Source organism: Variovorax sp. AC103, assembly GCF_979254005.1.
In genome coordinates, this window is record NZ_CEEDFC010000027.1 from 52,923 (window position 1) to 68,858 (window position 15,936).

The 15,936-nt window shown below is 68.5% G+C and carries 16 protein-coding genes; 11 read left to right on the forward strand and 5 right to left on the reverse strand.

The window, feature by feature from the left end; translation table 11 throughout:
• Positions 1-224 precede the first annotated feature (224 nt).
• Positions 225-725, forward strand: a complete 501-nt coding sequence (locus AC0IYU_RS30070; protein ID WP_472124808.1) for a pyridoxamine 5'-phosphate oxidase family protein — start codon at positions 225-227, stop codon at positions 723-725.
• Between the two features lie 17 nt (positions 726-742).
• Positions 743-3,013 carry a hypothetical protein gene (locus tag AC0IYU_RS30075; protein ID WP_472124810.1) on the forward strand — a complete coding sequence of 757 codons (2,271 nt, stop codon included), beginning with the start codon at positions 743-745 and terminating at the stop codon, positions 3,011-3,013.
• A 36-nt stretch (positions 3,014-3,049) separates the two neighbouring features.
• Here AC0IYU_RS30075 and AC0IYU_RS30080 read toward each other — a convergent pair whose 3' ends face one another.
• Positions 3,050-3,292: a hypothetical protein gene (locus AC0IYU_RS30080; protein WP_472124812.1), complete on the reverse strand. Its 243-nt coding sequence runs from the start codon at positions 3,290-3,292 to the stop codon at positions 3,050-3,052.
• A 258-nt stretch (positions 3,293-3,550) separates the two neighbouring features.
• Between AC0IYU_RS30080 and AC0IYU_RS30085 the strand changes: the two genes are divergently transcribed.
• The 5 genes from AC0IYU_RS30085 to AC0IYU_RS30105 all read left to right on the forward strand — a co-directional run bounded on the left by AC0IYU_RS30085 (position 3,551) and on the right by AC0IYU_RS30105 (position 6,594).
• Positions 3,551-3,892 carry a hypothetical protein gene (locus tag AC0IYU_RS30085; protein ID WP_435484197.1) on the forward strand — a complete coding sequence of 114 codons (342 nt, stop codon included), beginning with the start codon at positions 3,551-3,553 and terminating at the stop codon, positions 3,890-3,892.
• A gap of 97 nt (positions 3,893-3,989) precedes the next feature.
• Positions 3,990-4,451 carry a hypothetical protein gene (locus tag AC0IYU_RS30090; protein WP_435484198.1) on the forward strand — a complete coding sequence of 154 codons (462 nt, stop codon included), beginning with the start codon at positions 3,990-3,992 and terminating at the stop codon, positions 4,449-4,451.
• Positions 4,452-4,517: 66 nt separating this feature from the next.
• Positions 4,518-5,363, forward strand: coding sequence for a 3-deoxy-8-phosphooctulonate synthase (kdsA, locus tag AC0IYU_RS30095; protein ID WP_435438437.1), 846 nt, complete (start codon positions 4,518-4,520; stop codon positions 5,361-5,363).
• Between the two features lie 145 nt (positions 5,364-5,508).
• Positions 5,509-5,841, forward strand: coding sequence for a hypothetical protein (locus AC0IYU_RS30100; protein WP_472124814.1), 333 nt, complete (start codon positions 5,509-5,511; stop codon positions 5,839-5,841).
• Positions 5,842-6,087: 246 nt separating this feature from the next.
• Positions 6,088-6,594 carry a DUF4337 domain-containing protein gene (locus AC0IYU_RS30105; protein ID WP_472124816.1) on the forward strand — a complete coding sequence of 169 codons (507 nt, stop codon included), beginning with the start codon at positions 6,088-6,090 and terminating at the stop codon, positions 6,592-6,594.
• 27 nt (positions 6,595-6,621) lie between these two features.
• On the opposite strand, the gene AC0IYU_RS30110 is transcribed toward AC0IYU_RS30105, so the two are convergent.
• From AC0IYU_RS30110 to AC0IYU_RS30120, 3 genes are all read right to left on the reverse strand, one after another.
• Entirely contained in the window at positions 6,622-7,209 is a 588-nt protein-coding gene (locus AC0IYU_RS30110) for a lipocalin family protein (RefSeq protein WP_472124819.1), read from the reverse strand.
• A 113-nt stretch (positions 7,210-7,322) separates the two neighbouring features.
• Positions 7,323-8,897 (reverse strand): diguanylate cyclase domain-containing protein, encoded by a 1,575-nt coding sequence (locus AC0IYU_RS30115; protein ID WP_472124822.1) that lies wholly within the window; start codon positions 8,895-8,897, stop codon positions 7,323-7,325.
• Positions 8,898-9,321: 424 nt separating this feature from the next.
• On the reverse strand, positions 9,322-10,779 hold the full coding sequence (locus AC0IYU_RS30120) for a lactonase family protein (protein WP_472124825.1): 1,458 nt from the start codon (positions 10,777-10,779) through the stop codon (positions 9,322-9,324).
• Positions 10,780-11,135: 356 nt separating this feature from the next.
• On the opposite strand from AC0IYU_RS30120, the gene AC0IYU_RS30125 reads away from it, so the two are divergent.
• Both AC0IYU_RS30125 and AC0IYU_RS30130 read left to right on the forward strand, forming a co-directional pair.
• Positions 11,136-11,693 (forward strand): thioredoxin family protein, encoded by a 558-nt coding sequence (locus AC0IYU_RS30125; protein WP_472124827.1) that lies wholly within the window; start codon positions 11,136-11,138, stop codon positions 11,691-11,693.
• On the forward strand, positions 11,690-11,842 hold the full coding sequence (locus AC0IYU_RS30130; RefSeq protein WP_472124830.1) for a hypothetical protein: 153 nt from the start codon (positions 11,690-11,692) through the stop codon (positions 11,840-11,842). Before AC0IYU_RS30125 ends, AC0IYU_RS30130 begins: the two co-directional genes overlap by 4 nt.
• Here AC0IYU_RS30130 and AC0IYU_RS30135 read toward each other — a convergent pair.
• Entirely contained in the window at positions 11,806-12,546 is a 741-nt protein-coding gene (locus tag AC0IYU_RS30135; protein ID WP_472124833.1) for a response regulator, read from the reverse strand. The genes AC0IYU_RS30130 and AC0IYU_RS30135 overlap by 37 nt on opposite strands.
• Positions 12,547-12,779: 233 nt before the next feature.
• Here AC0IYU_RS30135 and AC0IYU_RS30140 point away from each other — a divergent pair, with 233 nt between their 5' ends.
• Both AC0IYU_RS30140 and AC0IYU_RS30145 read left to right on the forward strand, forming a co-directional pair.
• Entirely contained in the window at positions 12,780-14,129 is a 1,350-nt protein-coding gene (locus tag AC0IYU_RS30140) for an ATP-binding protein (protein ID WP_472124836.1), read from the forward strand.
• 37 nt (positions 14,130-14,166) lie between these two features.
• The gene (locus AC0IYU_RS30145; protein ID WP_472124839.1) at positions 14,167-15,936 is read left to right on the forward strand and encodes a cytochrome c biogenesis protein DipZ; all 1,770 of its coding nucleotides are present in this window, start codon (positions 14,167-14,169) and stop codon (positions 15,934-15,936) included.

The following is a 15,936-nucleotide window of genomic DNA, read 5'->3' on the forward strand; positions in this document are numbered from 1 at the left end:
GCGAGCAACGGATGTCCGTCGCTTTCCAAGGTAGCGAACGCACCACGTCACGCTTCGAAGGGAATGCCGCCTGTGGCGGACGGACAAGACCTACGGCGCCGCTGGTGCGCCACATGTCGGCGCCGGACGACACGCCTGTGGGCTGTGTGTCCTCAAGCCCGTCGCAGCGACGGCCTTACGGTGAAGCCTTCAGTTCGAAACCTCAACACTCTGGAGCACCCGACATGACGACCACCACCAACGACCAAAGCAAGCTCTGGGACCTGATCAAGGACACCCGCTTCGGCATGCTGACCCACCGCCACGACGACGGCCAGCTGCACAGCCACCCGCTGACCACGCAGAACAAGAACGGCGACGAGGCTGGCACGCTCTACTTCTTCGTGCCGAAGGACGGCGACATTGCGCGCCATGTGGCCACCGATCCGGTCGTGAACATCGCCTATGCCAACACCGACGACGACAGCTACGTGTCGGTGTCGGGTCATGCCGCGCTGCTCGAGGACCAGGCCAAGAAGGAAGCGCTCTTCACCAAGATGGCGCAGGCGTGGTTCCCCAACGGCCCGACCGACCCCAACCTGGGCCTGCTGGCCGTGACCGTGCGCGGCGCTGAATACTGGGACGTGGACGACAGCAAGATGGTGCAGCTCTACAAGATGGCCAAGGCAGCCATCACCGGCGAGCCCCCCAAGAACCTCGGCGAGCACAAGAAGGTCGTGGTCTGACATAAGGGCCACGGACGATGACGCAAGCGACGACGCTGCAGAACCACAAGGCCGCCGACACCCGAACCCTCGCCCCCATTCCGGCCACCCCCCAACGGTGGCAGTTCATCCGCGCAGGCGGCACCGACCAGGTGGTGTTCCGCACGGGCGAGGACATCGCGCGCGTCGGCGAGCTCGACCAGAAACTGTGGGTCGCGCTGGCCTGCCCCACGCGGGGCATCGACTTTGACGCGCGCACGCTCGACCTGATCGACACCGACAAGGATGGGCGCGTGCGCCCGCCCGAAGTCGTTGCCGCCTGCCAGTGGGTGTGTGCCCGATTGCGCGATCCCGACGTGCTGCTGCAAGGCAGCGACGTGCTCACGCTGGACGCACTCGACGACAGCAACCCCGACGGTGCGCGCCTGCGGGACGAGGCCCGCCGCCTGCTGGAGATCCAGGGCAAGCCCGACGCGGCCACGCTCACCCTGGCCGATATTTCAGACCGCGGCGAGCTGCTGGCGGCCATGCGCTTCAACGGCGACGGCATCGTCACGCCCGACACGGCGCATGACGACGCGGTGCGCGCATCGGTCGAAGAGATCATGCGCACCCACGGCAGCGTGCCCGACCGCCACAAGGCGACGCCGGGCATCGACCGCGCGCGGGCGGAGGCCTTCTTTGCCGAAGTGCAGGTGGCGCGCGACTGGCATGCGCAGGCCGACGCCGGCAACGACACGCTGATGCCCCTGGGCGACCCCACCCTGGCCGCCGCCGACGCGGCCAACAAGGTGCAGGCCAAGCTCGACGACTTCTTCGCGCGCTGCCGCGTCGCGGCCTTCGACGGGCAGGCCGTGACCGCCCTCAACCCCTCCGCCAAGGCTTACGACGAACTGGGCGCGCACGCGCTCGACCTGCAGGCCGAGCCCATCGCCGAGCTGCCGCTGGCGCCCGTCACGCCGCGGTGTGTGCTGACGCTGCATGGCACCAGCCTGAACCCCGCCTGGGCCGAGGCCGTCGCCACCTTCGCCGAGCGCACCGTCGCGCCGCTGCTGGGTGCGCGCGACGAACTGGCCGAGGCCGACTGGCTGGCCATCAAGCACAAGCTCGCACCGCTGCAGGCGTTGATGGCCAAGCGCCCCGACAACTGGGCTGCCTCGCTGCCGCTGGACAAGCTCGAGGCGCTGTTGCAAACCCGCGAGCCCTTGCTCGCGCTCATCAAGGAAGACGAAGGGGCCGAAGCGCACAACGCGCTGCTGGTCGACCTGGAAAAGCTCATTCGCCTGCAGCGCGACCTGGTGGTGCTGCTGAACAACTTCGTGTCGTTCAAGGCTTTCTACAGCCGCGAAGGCGCAATCTTCCAGGCCGGCACGCTGTACCTCGACGGGCGCAGCTGCGAGCTGACCGTGCAGGTGGAAAACACCGCCAAGCATGCGGTGCTGGCAGGCCTGGCCAAGACCTGCCTGGCCTACTGCGACTGCACGCGCCAGGGCGCGAAGATGAGCATCGTCGCGGCGTTCACGGCGGGCGACATCGACTTTCTGTTCGTCGGGCGCAACGGCGTGTTCTACGACCGCCAGGGGCGCGACTGGGACGCCACCATCACCAAGCTGATCGAGAACCCGACCAGCGTGGCGCAGGCCTTCTTCGCGCCGTACAAGAAGTTCGTGCGGGTGATCGAAGAGCAGGTGGCCAAGCGCGCCGCGGCGCAGGAGGCTGTGGGCCAGGGCAGCCTGACCAGCCTGGCGACCCGGCTCACGACCGCCGACCAGACCGCCGCGGCCGACGCCGCCAAAGCGCAGTCCGCCGGGGCGCGCGCCGCCGCCCGGGTGGACGTGGGCACGGTGGCCGCCATCGGCGTGGCGCTGGGCAGCATCAGCGCTGTGCTGGTGGCCATCTTCGGCAAGTTCGTCGACCTGGGGCAATGGATACCGGTGGCATTGCTGGGCATCGTGCTGGCCATCTCGGGCCCGAGCATGCTCATTGCCTGGCTGAAGCTGCGCCAGCGCAGCCTGGGGCCGATCCTGGACGCGAGCGGCTGGGCCATCAACGGGCGCATGAAGGTCAATGTGCGGCTGGGCGGCATGCTCTCGCAAACCGCGCACGTGCCGCCGGGCGCGAGGCGCATTGCACGCGACCCTTACCGCGACCGCCACGCGGCCACCGGGTTCGCAGCGGCGGCGGTGCTGGTGCTCGCGGTGGTCGTGCTGGCCTGGCGCATGGACTGGCTCGATGACCGCCTGCCCGCGGCCTTGCAGCACGGCACGTCGGCCGCGGCCACGGGGCTGGCTGGCGCGCGCGTCGGCTGACGGGTCGGGATGTCGGGGCTTCGAGGCTTCAGCGCGTCAGGGCTGCGGGCCGTGCAGCCCGCGGCGTCGCAGGAGTTCGGCCCGTCCGAGCGGGGTGATCTTTTTCACGACGGCCGGCAACTGCACGCCGCCGGGTTCGTCCCCCGCGGAGGGCGGCGGCACCGCGGCGTCCACCAGCCCTGCAGCGAGCAGCACCGCCACGCAGCGGATGTCGCTCTCGTCGTCGACGATCAGCGGCAGGCCCAGGTGTTCAATCTTGTGAAGGTAATCGAGCGGCATACGACCCTTGTTTGGTGCTCCAACAGTTTCCCGTGCACACGTTACGCCCTTGCATCGGCCTGACACGTGCGTTGCCGCACAGACCGCGCCGCTCAGGAACATTAGATTCAGCTGAGCGAGTCGGCATCTCTTCCGACAGCGCCCGCGCCGGAAGGGCACTACATTTTTTTCGGCGCTCCCCGGCGCCGGGCCTGTCGAAGGCCTGGGCGCAGGAAAGCGCGCCACTCCTTCATCACGCACACCTTGCACATTCCGCGCATGAACACCTTCCGCTCGGCTTCGCTCCTGAGGCCTTCCGCTCCCCGCTCGCGCCGCGCGCGCGCCGAGCCAAAGACAAAGACCACGGCCTCGCTCGATGCCGTCGCGCACTCGGAGCAGCACCACGGCCGGTGGGAAATTCATTACCGGCTGGAGCCGGCCCGCGAGAAGTTCGCCGGCACCGCGCAGATCCACTGCGACGGCCTGCCGCATTGCGAACTGTCGATCTTCGAGCCGCAGTCGAACGCGCTGGCCTCCATCGACCTGCTGCGCGAGCAGTGCCTGGCATGGATCGCACACCGCAGCGACGCGGCCGCTGCACGGACGCTTCCGGCCAACTGAACGCTGCGCGCGCGCCCTGCGGGCCTCGGGCGGCGTTGCGGGCGCACTTCTGAACGCACCGATTTCGCGTTGTGGCGCGATCCGTGGAGAATGCGCGATGACTCTCCCATCCCCCGCTTCCCTTACCCCGGACCATCTTGCCGTGCTGCGCGCGGTGGCCCGCATGGACCTGTCGCTCGGCATCGCCATCGGCCAGAGCCTGGGCAGACCGGTTTCCGACGACCTGGCGGCACTGCGCGCACAGGGCTACGTCCGGGAAGTTTCCAGCCCCCGGCACGACGGAACGCCGAGCCACCTGCACACGATCACCCCCCAGGGGCGCGAGGCGCTGCAGGCGCACGGCGAGCAAGGCGTGACGACCCCGCAGCCCACCGTGGGCCCCCGGCCTCCGCTGCGCCGCGAAACGTACACGGGCAGCGAAATGCTGCCTTTCACCGGGCGCGCGGGGTCGATGGACGCACTGAAGTACCCGAGCCGGGTAGGCAACCAGCTGCGTTACCGGGACGACGGGGCCGAGCCGGTGGTCAAGGACGCCACGCCGCCGCCGCGCAAGAAGTAGCCTGGGGCGCCCGCGTCGGGCTGTCGAAGCGGACGGACAATAGAGGCAAACAGCCTGGAGAAAACCTTGTCTACCGTCACCATCAGCCCCCAAGTCACCGTCAGCAACAGCGCCCCGTTCGTTCTCTTCGGCGGCGTCAACGTGCTGGAGTCCCGCGACCTGGCTCTGCGCAGCGCCGAAGAATACGTGCGCGTCACGCGCAAGCTGGGCATTCCCTACGTGTTCAAGGGCAGCTTCGACAAGGCCAACCGCTCGTCCATCCACTCGTACCGCGGCCCCGGGCTGGACGAGGGGCTGAAGATCCTCCAGGCCGTGAAGGACACCTTCGGCGTGCCGGTGCTCACCGACGTGCACGAAATCGCGCAGGCGGCGCCGGTGGCCGAGGTGGTCGACGTGCTGCAGCTGCCCGCCTTCCTGGCGCGGCAAACCGACCTGGTGGTGGCGCTGGCCAGGACGGGCCGGGTCATCAACATCAAGAAGCCTCAGTTCCTGAGCCCCTCGCAGATGCTCAACATCGTGGAGAAGTTCAAGGAAGCGGGCAACGACAAGCTCATTCTTTGCGACCGTGGCACCTGCTTCGGCTACGACAACCTGGTGGTGGACATGCTGGGCTTCGGCGTGATGAAGAAGATCACGCAGGACCTGCCGGTGATCTTCGACGTGACCCATGCGCTGCAGCAGCGCGAAGCCGGCGCCGCGGCGTCGGGCGGGCGCCGCGAGCAGGTGGCCGACCTGGCGCGCGCCGGCATGGCGGTGGGCTTGGCCGGCCTGTTCCTGGAGGCACACCCCGACCCCGCGCAAGCCAAGTGCGACGGCCCGAGCGCCCTGCCGCTGGACAAGCTGGAACCCTTTCTCACGCAGCTGAAGGCGCTGGACGACCTGGTCAAGTCGTTCCCGGCCCTGAAGATCTAGCACGGCGATTCAAAAAAGAATGGCTTCGTACTAAAGATCTCGCTGGACTTTCCGATAGATCATTCAGGCGCCTGAACCCGGCACGAGAGGGTCAACGCCGAGGCCCGCCCTCCCGGCGCGAATGATCAAAAAGGAAAGGTTCAGGATGAACCGCGAAGCTGCAACGTCAGGACATGACTTCTCGAGGTGGGCGCGCCTGACCGAGAGCTATGCCGAAGAAGTGGAGGCCCTGCGCCGCCACGAACCCGGGGCGTCCATGCGGCTCATGCGGATCGCCCACGCCATGAAGCAAGACCCGTTCGGCCCGAACTCGCCGGACTCCGAGCACATGCCGCTTCCGCTGCGGCTGGCTCCCCCGCGGCCCCGCAGCCCGACCTGGCAGACGCAGGCGCGCAGGACGCTGCTCAGGCTGCGATTGCTTCTTCGGGCGCTGGCGGCCCGCCGCGCACAAGGCGACGCCACGACCCCGCTGGCTTGAAACCGGCCTCACAGTGAAGCCCGCGGGCTGGAGCCTCGGCGACCGCGTTAAGACGGCACGGTCATGAAGACCGTGCATACTCGCGCGCCCCCGAAATTTCCAGATACATCAAAGGACCTCATGTCAGGACACGGTTTTCACGTGCACGGCCCGCACGATCACGAACTCGAACACGCAGCCTCCGGAGGGCACGACGACGGCCATGGCGGCAGCGCTGCGCATGGCACGGACGGCAAGGATGGCGGCATGAGCATGACCAGCAAGATCGCGGTGTGCACCGCCGTGATCGCCACCGTGGGCGCCATCTTTTCCTACATGGGCGGGGCTACCCAGGCCAACGCCGGCCTCTACAAGAACAACGCCGCCATCAAGAAGACCGAGGCGTCGAACCAGTGGAACTACTTCCAGTCGAAGAGCACCAAGCAGGCGCTGGCCGAGTTCGCGCGCGACACCGCCACCGACGACGGCCGCCGCCAGGGCTGGCAGGTGAAGGTGGCGCGCTACGAGCAGGAAAAGACCGACATCCAGACCGCCGCCCGCAAGCTCGAAGACGAGTCCAACAAATGGGACGCGCAGTCCGAAGAGCAAACGCACCAGCACCACCGCTGGGCGCAGGCCACCACCGTGCTGCAGGTGTCGATTGCACTGGCGGCCATTGCGCTGCTCACCAAGAAGAAATGGCTGGAGCGCGGCATGTTCGGCGTGGCCGTGGCCGGGCTGGCCATCGGCGTGCTGGCGGCGCTGCACATCTAGCGCCGGGGCGAGCCGGCGCGGCCGCGGCTACTTCTTCGGCACCGCGTCGGCGTCTTCCGGCCACTGCTGGGGCACGCGGCGCAGGTTGTCGACCGAGTAGCCCAGCGTTTTCAGCTGCGTGACGGCGGCCTGGTAGAGCGGCTCGGGAATGGTCGGCGTGCGCGCCATGATCCATGCGTAGTCGCGGTCGCTGCGGCCGATGATCGTGAGCTGGTAGTCGCGGTCGATGTCCACGATCACGTACTCCGCCTTGATGGGCCAGATGAACTGCATGCCCCACACCGCGTTGCTGGTGCCCGGCACCACGGTGCCGGTGGGGTTCATGGTTTTCAGCGGGCCGTCGAAGCCGCCTTCGCGGTAGCGAAAGCGCGTGTCGATGCTGCCGTCGGGCTTCAGGCTGTACGACTCCACGGCGTTGAACGCGTTGCGCTCCGGCCGCGTGGGAATGTTGCCGATGACATACCAGTCGCCCATGAAGCGCTGCAGGTCGACCTGCTTCACCGGCGCGATGGTGGGCGGCGACACCGCGCAGCCAGTCATCATGAACGCGGCCAACACGCCCAGGGCCATGTGCAGCGGCGGGCGGGCAAGGAGGTTTTGGAGGGTTCTTGGCATATTCAGGCTCCGGTGTGGGATGCCGAACACTATCGCGCGCCCCCGCAGCGCCACGTCGGACGGCACGCCTTCACCGCATCGCCGAGCGTTGCCGGCGTTTCGCAGGCGCCGGGCTACGCGCGCAGCGCGCCGGGCATCAGCGGCATGGCCGGCAGCGCCGCCGACACCACATAGCTGCCGCGTCCGTTCTGCTTGGCCTGGTACATGGCCTTGTCCGCTGCGGCGAGCAGGTCTTGCGGTGTTTCGTCGCCGCCGCCGAGCGCGATGCCGATCGACACACCGATGGCGGTGCCCGAGTGACGCAGTGGCAACGGCCGCACGATGGCGTCGATGCACCTTTGCGCCAGCGCCAGCGCGGCACTTTCCGCCGGCTCTTCGAAGTCGGCGGCCAGCAGCACGAATTCGTCCCCGCCCATGCGGGCCACCGTGTCGGTCTCGCGCACCAGGCCGAGCAGGCGGCGCGCAATTTCGCGCAGGGCCTCGTCGCCCGCCTCATGGCCCAGGGTGTCGTTGAGGTTCTTGAAGCCGTCCAGGTCGAGGTACAGCACGGCCACCTGGCTGGCGTTGCGCTTGGCACGCACCAGCGTCTGCTGCAGCCGGTCGTCCAGCAGCTTGCGGTTGGGCAGGCCCGTGAGGCTGTCGTGGTGCGCCAGGCGCGCCAGCGCCGCCTGGTTGTCGACCAGCTTGGCGAGCAGGCGGTTGAAGGCCTGCGTGAGATGCCCTATTTCGTCGTTGCGCACCACCCGCAGCGGCGTCAACGGGAGTTCGCCGCGGGTCATGCGGTCGGCTTGGTCGGCGGCGCGCAGCAACGGGCGCAGCAGCCAGGCCAGGACAAACCCGATCACGATGAGCACGCCCAGCACGGCCGGCGCGCGCTGCTGCAGGATGAAGCGCTGCATGCGCCCCACGGGGGCCAGCGCTTGTTCCACGGGCAGCCGTGCCACCACGAACCAGCCGCTGGTCGGCACCGAGGCGATGGCCGAGATTTCGTCGATGCCCTTGGCATTGCGCGTCGTGCCGCTGCCGCGATAGCCCTCCATGGCGCGGTCGTGCAGCAGGTTCACGCCGACCGGCGGGGTGGGCGTGAGCGACATCGAGACGTCCGTCGAGGCGACGAATAGCCGGTCGCGCGGCGACACCACCAGGATGCCGCCCGCCTGCCCCACGCGCCCGCGCTGCAGATGCTCGAGCAGGCCGTCGGCCGACAGGTCGGCGGTGGCCGCCAGCACCGCGACGACCTGCCCGGCCCCGTTGCGCACCGGCGCGGCCATGGGCAGCACCGAATGACCCGAAACGGGAACGGCCTGCGCGCGGCCCAGGCTGGACCGCCCCGCCAGGGCGCCGCTGAATTCCGCGCCGCCGACCGGAAGCTGTCCGACGCCGTCCAGCCGCTGGCCGGAGGCGTCCGCCACCATCAGGCCGAGCGGGAACACGGGGCTCAGCGTGCTGCGTTCTTCCAGCCATGCACGCAGCTGCCCGGGTTGCGAAAGAAGCTCGGGCGGCAAGGTGGCCGCCAGGCGCTCGAGGAACAGCAGCCGCTCGCTCAGGTAGTTGTCGACGTCGCGGGCGACGTAGCCGGCCAGCGCCGCCTGCTGGGTCGCCACCGATTCCGTCAGGTCCTGGCGCAGGAAGCGGCTGAGCTGGAAATAGCTGGCGGCCGTTCCCACGAGCGCCATCACCAAGCCCATCACAATCAGCCGAAAAACCAGGCTATTGACAGATTTTCTAGGTTTCACTCGGGTGGCAGGTGATGGGCGGAAGGTTCGCGACTGTAGCGCAAGCGCCCGAGGGCTCCCCGAGCAGGAACCGAGCCAGCCGGCGGCTGGACATCGAAAGGCACGGAGGATGCAAACGCATACGGAAGTTCTAGCACGAATTCAGCGATTGCCACTGCATCGCCGATTCGCGGCGCAGGCCATTGCCGTTACGCGCGTGGCCGCGGCCTGCTCGTCGAGCGCAAGGTCGTCTGCTCGGAGCGGCATTCGCGCACCAACGGGGACTTTCTCGGATGCGTGCCGCTCCCCCATCCCATCAAGCGCTCAGCGGCAAGGTGTGCGGTGGAGCCTGCGCCTGGCGTGACGGCTGATGGGGAGCAATGGATGCAACGGCCGGCTACCTGGACAAGACCAGGAACTGGGGTTGGACGCCGCCGGTTGCCACGGTCGGCACGGCCATCGGGCTCAAGGCGCCGGTGCTGGCATCGATGGTGAAGGTCGATATGTCCTTGGAAACGGAATTCGTCACGTAGGCGAATCGCCCGGTGGGGTCCACGGCGATGGAAGAGGGAGAACTCCTGACCGCCACTGGCGGCACGGCCATGGGACTCAGCGCGCCGGTGCCGGCATCGACGGTGTAGGCCGACACACTGCTTGAGCCCCGGTTCACCACATAGGCAAACCGGCCCGAGAGGTCCACGGCGATTGACAAGGGAACGTTCAGCGTGGCCGAGCTTGGCATGGCCATCGGCGCCAATGCGCCGGTGCCGGCATCGATGGCGAAGGCGGACAGGTCGCTGGAGAACGCATTGGCTACGTAGGCGAACCGGCCCTTGGGGTCGAACGCGACGGCGCTGGGCCCCGATCCTGTAGGCACCGCCGGCACGGCCAGCGCGGTGAGCGCGCCGGTGCCGGCATCGATGGCGTAGGCCGACAAGGTGCCGCCCGTCCGGTTTGCCACGTAGGCAAACCGGCCCAGGGGATCGACGGCGAGGAACACGGGGTAGCGGCCCGTGGCCACCGCCGGCGCTGCCAGCGGTGAGAGCGCGCCGGTGCCTGCGTCGACCGCGTAGGCAGACACGGTGTAGCCGTAGCTGTTGGTGACGTAGGCAAAGCGACCGGTGGGCTCCACGACCACGGAGATGGGGCCGCCTCCTGTCGCCACCGGCGGCCCTGCCAGCGCAGTGAGCACGCCGGTGCCCGCATCGATGGTGTGGGCCGACACGGTGTTGTCCGCCGTGTTGGGCACATACGCAAATCGGCCCGTGGGGTGCACCGTCATGGCGCCGGGATCGGCCCCGGTCACGGGCATCGGCCCGGGCACGTTTCCCAGGGCGCCGGTGCTGGCATCGACGGTGTAGGCAAAGAGGTTGTTGGAGCCCGAGTTCGTCACATAGGCAAAGCGCGCCGGAGGTGCGGCGCAGTTCACCGCCACGTCGGCGACAGCGGCATTGCCCACGGTGCCCGTGCCGTTGCTGACGGTACAGACCCGGGTCAGGATTTTCGGTTGGCTCTTGACCGTGACCGCATAGCCCGCGCCGCCGAGCACCGCGGTGGCGAAGCTGAAACTGCCGTCGGCCGCAATCGCCAGGTCGTCACCGGCGTTGTTCTGCAACACCAGGCCGGGGCCCAGGAGGCCGCTGGCCTTGCCGCTCACGGTGTACGTCGCGCCGGATGCTGCCGGCGGTGCGGGTTCGGCAGGGGCCTGGGCGGCCGGCGGCGTCGATGCCGAGGGAATCGGAAACGCGAGACCACCACTCCCGCCGCCACCGCCGCCACCGCCGCCACCGCCGCCGCAGGAGGCCAGGCCGACGACCATGGCGCCCAGCACGGGCCTGCCCAGTCGATCGGACAACGAACGCCGGGTGGCATGCGCGCGCGAAGTTGGAGAACAGATGCCACCGGTTGGAGCGAGCGCCGACATGAAAGAGCCTTCAGATCAGGTGAATTTCAAAACGTGTCGGAGTGTGTGTTTTTTGGGTGCGGCAAGCCATCCCCGAGAACTGGTAGACGCGCTCAGCACCCTGAAGAAGCGGGGCCACTTCGCGAAGCCACGACGCGCCGGCTTTCGTTGCGCGAAACGTAGTGTTTTCCTTGCGTCCTGCAGATACACAGGCATACGCAGTTGACGCCGCAAGGTGGTCGCACGCCGAAGAATCGGCCACGTTCACACATCGATGAACGCAGCCACTCATCTTCCGAAGGAACCCCATGCGCTTTCGCTCCCCTGCCCTTTTCTTCGCCGTGGCGCTCGGCGCTTGCGCATCGGCCCTGACGCTGTCGTTCGCCGCCTCGCCGTGGGGAGGCGACATCGCCGCGGCCGATGCGCAGCCCGCGCCCGAATTCCAGAACATCGACACCTGGCTCAACTCGCCGCCGCTGAAGCTGCAGGACTTGCGCGGCAAGGTGGTGCTGGTCGACTTCTGGACCTACACCTGCATCAACTGCCTGAACCACCTTCCCTACGTGAAAGACTGGAACGAGAAGTACAAGGACCAGGGCCTGGTCGTGGTGGGCGTGCACACGCCGGAGTTCGCGTACGAGAAGTCGACGAAGAACGTGAAGGACGCCATCGAGCGTTTGCAGATCAGGCACGCGGTGGCGCAGGACAACGGCTACGGCACCTGGAAGGCCTTCGACAACCAGTACTGGCCGGCCGTGTACCTGATCGACAAGCAGGGAAAGATCGTCTACTCGCACTTCGGCGAGGGCAGCTATGGCACTACCGAGAAGAAGATCCAGGCGCTGCTGGCGGAGCAACCCAAGTGAAGAAGCTCTGGCTGGCCTTGCTGTTCCTCACGGGCGGCATCGCGCATGAAGTGCGCAACCCGGTCAGCTGCCAATGCATCGCCACGCGCGCCGATGCACGCGCGCGCCGGCGTCAGTCCAGCGCCTCGACCGACGACGCGAACACGTAGCCCTCGCTGCGCACCGTCTTGATGTAGCGCGGCTCGCGCGCCCCGTCGCGCAGACGCTGGCGCAGCCGGCTCACGAGCAGGTCGATCGAACGCTCGAACAGCTCGGCCTCTCGGCCCTGCGTGAGGCTCAGCAACTGGTCGCGGCTCAGCACCTTCTGCGGGTGGTCGAGAAAGACGCGCAGCAACCGGTACTCCGCGCCGCTGAGCGCCACCATCACGCCGCTGTCGTCGATGAGGTGACGCGCCGTGGTGTCGACCTGCCATTCGCCGAAAGCCAGCATCGAGGCCGACTCCGTCGAGCGCATGTTCGGCGGCAGCATGCGCGTGCGGCGCAGCACCGCGCGCATGCGCGCGAGCAGTTCGCGCGCTGCGAAGGGCTTGGCCAGGTAGTCGTCAGCGCCCATCTCCAGGCCGAGGATGCGGTCGGCCTCCTCGCTGCGCGCAGTGAGCATCAGGATGGGCGTGGCCTTGTACTTGCCGGTGCGCAGGTCGCGGCACAGCGTGAGTCCGTCTTCGCCCGGCAGCATCAGGTCGAGGACGATGAGGTCGAACGGGCCCGACTCTTCCAGTGCGGCACGCATGTGCCTCCCCGTGGGCACCGCCACCACGCGCAGGCCGTTCTTGACCAGGTAGGCGGTGAGCAACTCGCGGATCTCCCGGTCGTCGTCGACGATGAGGATGTGGTCGGAGGTCTTGGGGGTCATGGCGGTGCGGCGGGGCCTGCAGGTGGGCGGAAACCGCAATGTAGCCCGGCCGGGGCGCGGCGCAAGGCGGCTTGTATGCCTGTGTATCCGGCGGGACGCGGCGCCACACTACGTTGCGCTGCGACGCAGGGCACCGCCAGCGCCGGGTAATGTTCCATGTCGAACGCCACGGTGCACACACTGCAATACAAACAAGCGGCCGAAGGGCCGGGCCGGGGTCTATAAACCCGTCCATGCCTACCTCCGCAAGTCTCCCCGCTGCCCTCGGCCTGCGCCGATGGCTTCCGCGCTCGCTGTTCTCGCGCGTGACGTTGATCATCGTCGTCGGCCTGGCGATTGCGCAGCTGCTGACCTTCGCCTCCATTCGCTACGAACGCGGCATTGCGATGCGCGAATTGATGATGACGGGCATCGAGCGGGACATTGCCAGCTCGGTGGCCATCCTCGACCGGCTGCCCGCCGCCGAGCGCGAAGGCTGGCTGGCGCGGCTGGAGCGGCGCAACTACCGCTTCGTGCTGGGCGGCACGGCGCAGGGCACGCCGCCCGACACGCCGATGTCGCAGCAGTTCGCCACGGCCATCGCCGATGCGATGCGGCCGTTTCGCATCGCCAAGGTCGCGCAGGTGGACAACCCGCCGCAGGGCCTGCAGATCCAGGTGCGGCTGTCGGACGGCTCGGACGTGGTCGTGCATGCGCGCCGCGTCGACATGCCGGTGTCGAGCTGGGTGATGTGGCTGCTGTGGCTGCAGCTGCTGGTGCTGGCCGTGTGCGCCTGGTATGCGGTGCGGCTGGTCACCAGGCCGCTGGCGCAGCTGGCCGACGCGGCCGACGAGCTGGGGCCCGACCTGAAGGGCAAGCCGCTGCCGGAAGAAGGCCCCACCGAGGTGAAGCATGCGGCGCGTGCCTTCAACGCGATGCAAAAGCGCATTGCGGGCTACATGGCGGAGCGCGTGGAAATCCTGGCGTCCATCTCGCACGACCTGCAGACGCCCATCACGCGCATGCGGCTGCGCACCGACCTGATGGACAGCGAGCCAGACCGCCACAAGTTCCGCCAGGACCTGGATGCGATGCATGCCCTGGTGCGCGAAGGCGTGACCTACGCGCGCACGCTGCACGGCGCCACCGAGCCGCCCCTGCGCATAGACGCCGACGCGCTGTTCGAAAGCATGCTGGCCGACTACGAGGACGCGGGCCAACAGGTGCGGCTGGAAGGCCGCGTGGGCGAACCCATCGTGACGCGGCCGAACGCGCTGCGCCGCATCTTGATGAACCTGATCGACAACGCCTTGAAGTTCGGCGACGACGTGCGCCTGCAGGTGCATTCCGGCGCGGACAGGCTGGTGCTGGCCGTGGTCGACAACGGCCCGGGCATTCCGCCCGGCGAGCTGGAGCAGGTGCTCAAGCCCTTCTACCGTGTCGAGGGCTCGCGCAACCGCAGCACCGGCGGCACGGGCCTGGGCCTGGCCATTGCGCACCAGCTCGCGGTGGCAATGGGCGCGGAGCTGGCGCTGCGCAACCGCGGCGAAGGCGGGCTGGAAGCCAGGCTCAGCTTGAACATCCGCGCCGCGCAGCAAAGCTGAACTTCTCCCGCCATCGACCCCTGCCGAGACCTGCACCATGCTGTTCCTCATCGTTGCCTACCTGGGTGGTGTGCTCACCATCCTGAGCCCGTGCATCTTGCCGGTGCTCCCTTTCGTGTTCGCACGGGCCGACCGTCCGTTCCGCTCGCATGGGCTGCCCATGCTGGCGGGCATGGCGCTGGCTTTCGCCGCCATCGCCACGCTGGCGGCCGTGGGCGGCGGCTGGGTGGTGACGCTGAACGAGTACGGGCGCCAGGCGGCCGTCGCGCTGCTGGCGGCGTTCGGCGTGACGCTGCTGTTTCCATCGCTGGCCGAGCGGCTGAGCCGGCCGCTGGTGGCGCTCGGCATCCGGTTGTCCGACACGGAGCGCGCACGGGCATCGGTGGTGTCGCCGCTGCTGCTGGGCGTGGGCACGGGGCTGCTGTGGGCGCCCTGCGCGGGGCCGATCCTGGGGTTGATCCTGACGGGTGCGGCGCTGAATGGCGCGAGCATCGGCACCTCGCTGTTGCTGCTGGCATATGCGGCGGGTGCGTGCACGTCTCTCGCGGCGGCGCTGCTGTTCGGCGGGCGGCTGTTCGCAGCCATGAAGGGCTCGCTGCGCACGGGCGAATGGGTGCGCCGCATGGCGGGCGTCGCCGTGCTGGCGGGTGTGGGCGCGATTGCGCTGGGGCTGGACACCGGCCTGCTCAGCCAGATCTCCTTCGGTACCACCTCTGCGCTGGAGAAGGTGCTCGTGGACAAGGTCGACACGAAGAGGCAGCAACCGCAGGCCGGCATCGACCGTTCCGGCCTGATGCCGACTTCGGCGCAGCCCGGGCCGACGAAGCCCGCGCTGTCCCTGCCCGACGAGGGCGGCTTCGCGCCGCTCACCGGCGCCACCGAATGGATCAACTCCGCCCCGCTCACGCCCGAAGGCCTGCGCGGCAAGGTGGTGCTGGTCGACTTCTGGACCTACTCGTGCATCAACTGCCTGCGCGCCCTGCCCTACGTTCGCGCCTGGGCCGGGAAGTACAAGGACGCGGGCCTGGTGGTGGTCGGCGTGCACACGCCGGAGTTCGCCTTCGAGAAGCAGCCGGCCAACGTGCGCCGCGCGACGCAGGACCTGGGCGTGGGCTTTCCGGTGGCGGTGGACAGCGACTACGCGATCTGGCGCGCCTTCGGCAACCAGTACTGGCCGGCGCTGTACTTCATCGACGCGCAGGGGCGCATTCGCCATCACCAGTTCGGCGAAGGCAAGTACGAGCAGTCGGAGCAGGTCATTCAACAGCTGCTGGCGGAGGCCGGTCGGCCGGCCGCGTCCAGCGCATTCGTTTCGCCGCAGGGCCAGGGCACGCAGGCCGCGGCGGCCGCGTCACCGGCCCTCTCGGGCGAGACCTACCTGGGCCATGAGCGCGCGCACGGCTTCGCGTCGCCGAGCGGCATCGCGAACGACCGGCCGCGCGCGTACTTGGCGCCCGCGTCGCTGCGCACCAACCAGTGGGCGCTGAGCGGCGAGTGGACGGTCGACAGCGAGCGCGCCGTGCTGGGCCATGCCAACGGCCGCATCGTCTATCGCTTCCACGCGCGCGACCTGCACCTGGTGCTGGGCCCGTCGGCCGACGGCAAGCCGGTGCGCTTCCGCGTGCGGGTCGACGGCAAGCCCCCGCTGGCGGACCACGGCGCGGACATCGATGCACAGGGCAACGGCACGGTCGACGCACAGCGGCTGTACCAGCTGGTGCGGCAGGCGTCGAATGCACAAGACCGGCTGTTCGAGATCGAGTTTCTCGATGCCGGTGCGCAGGCCTACGTGTTCACCTTCGGCTGA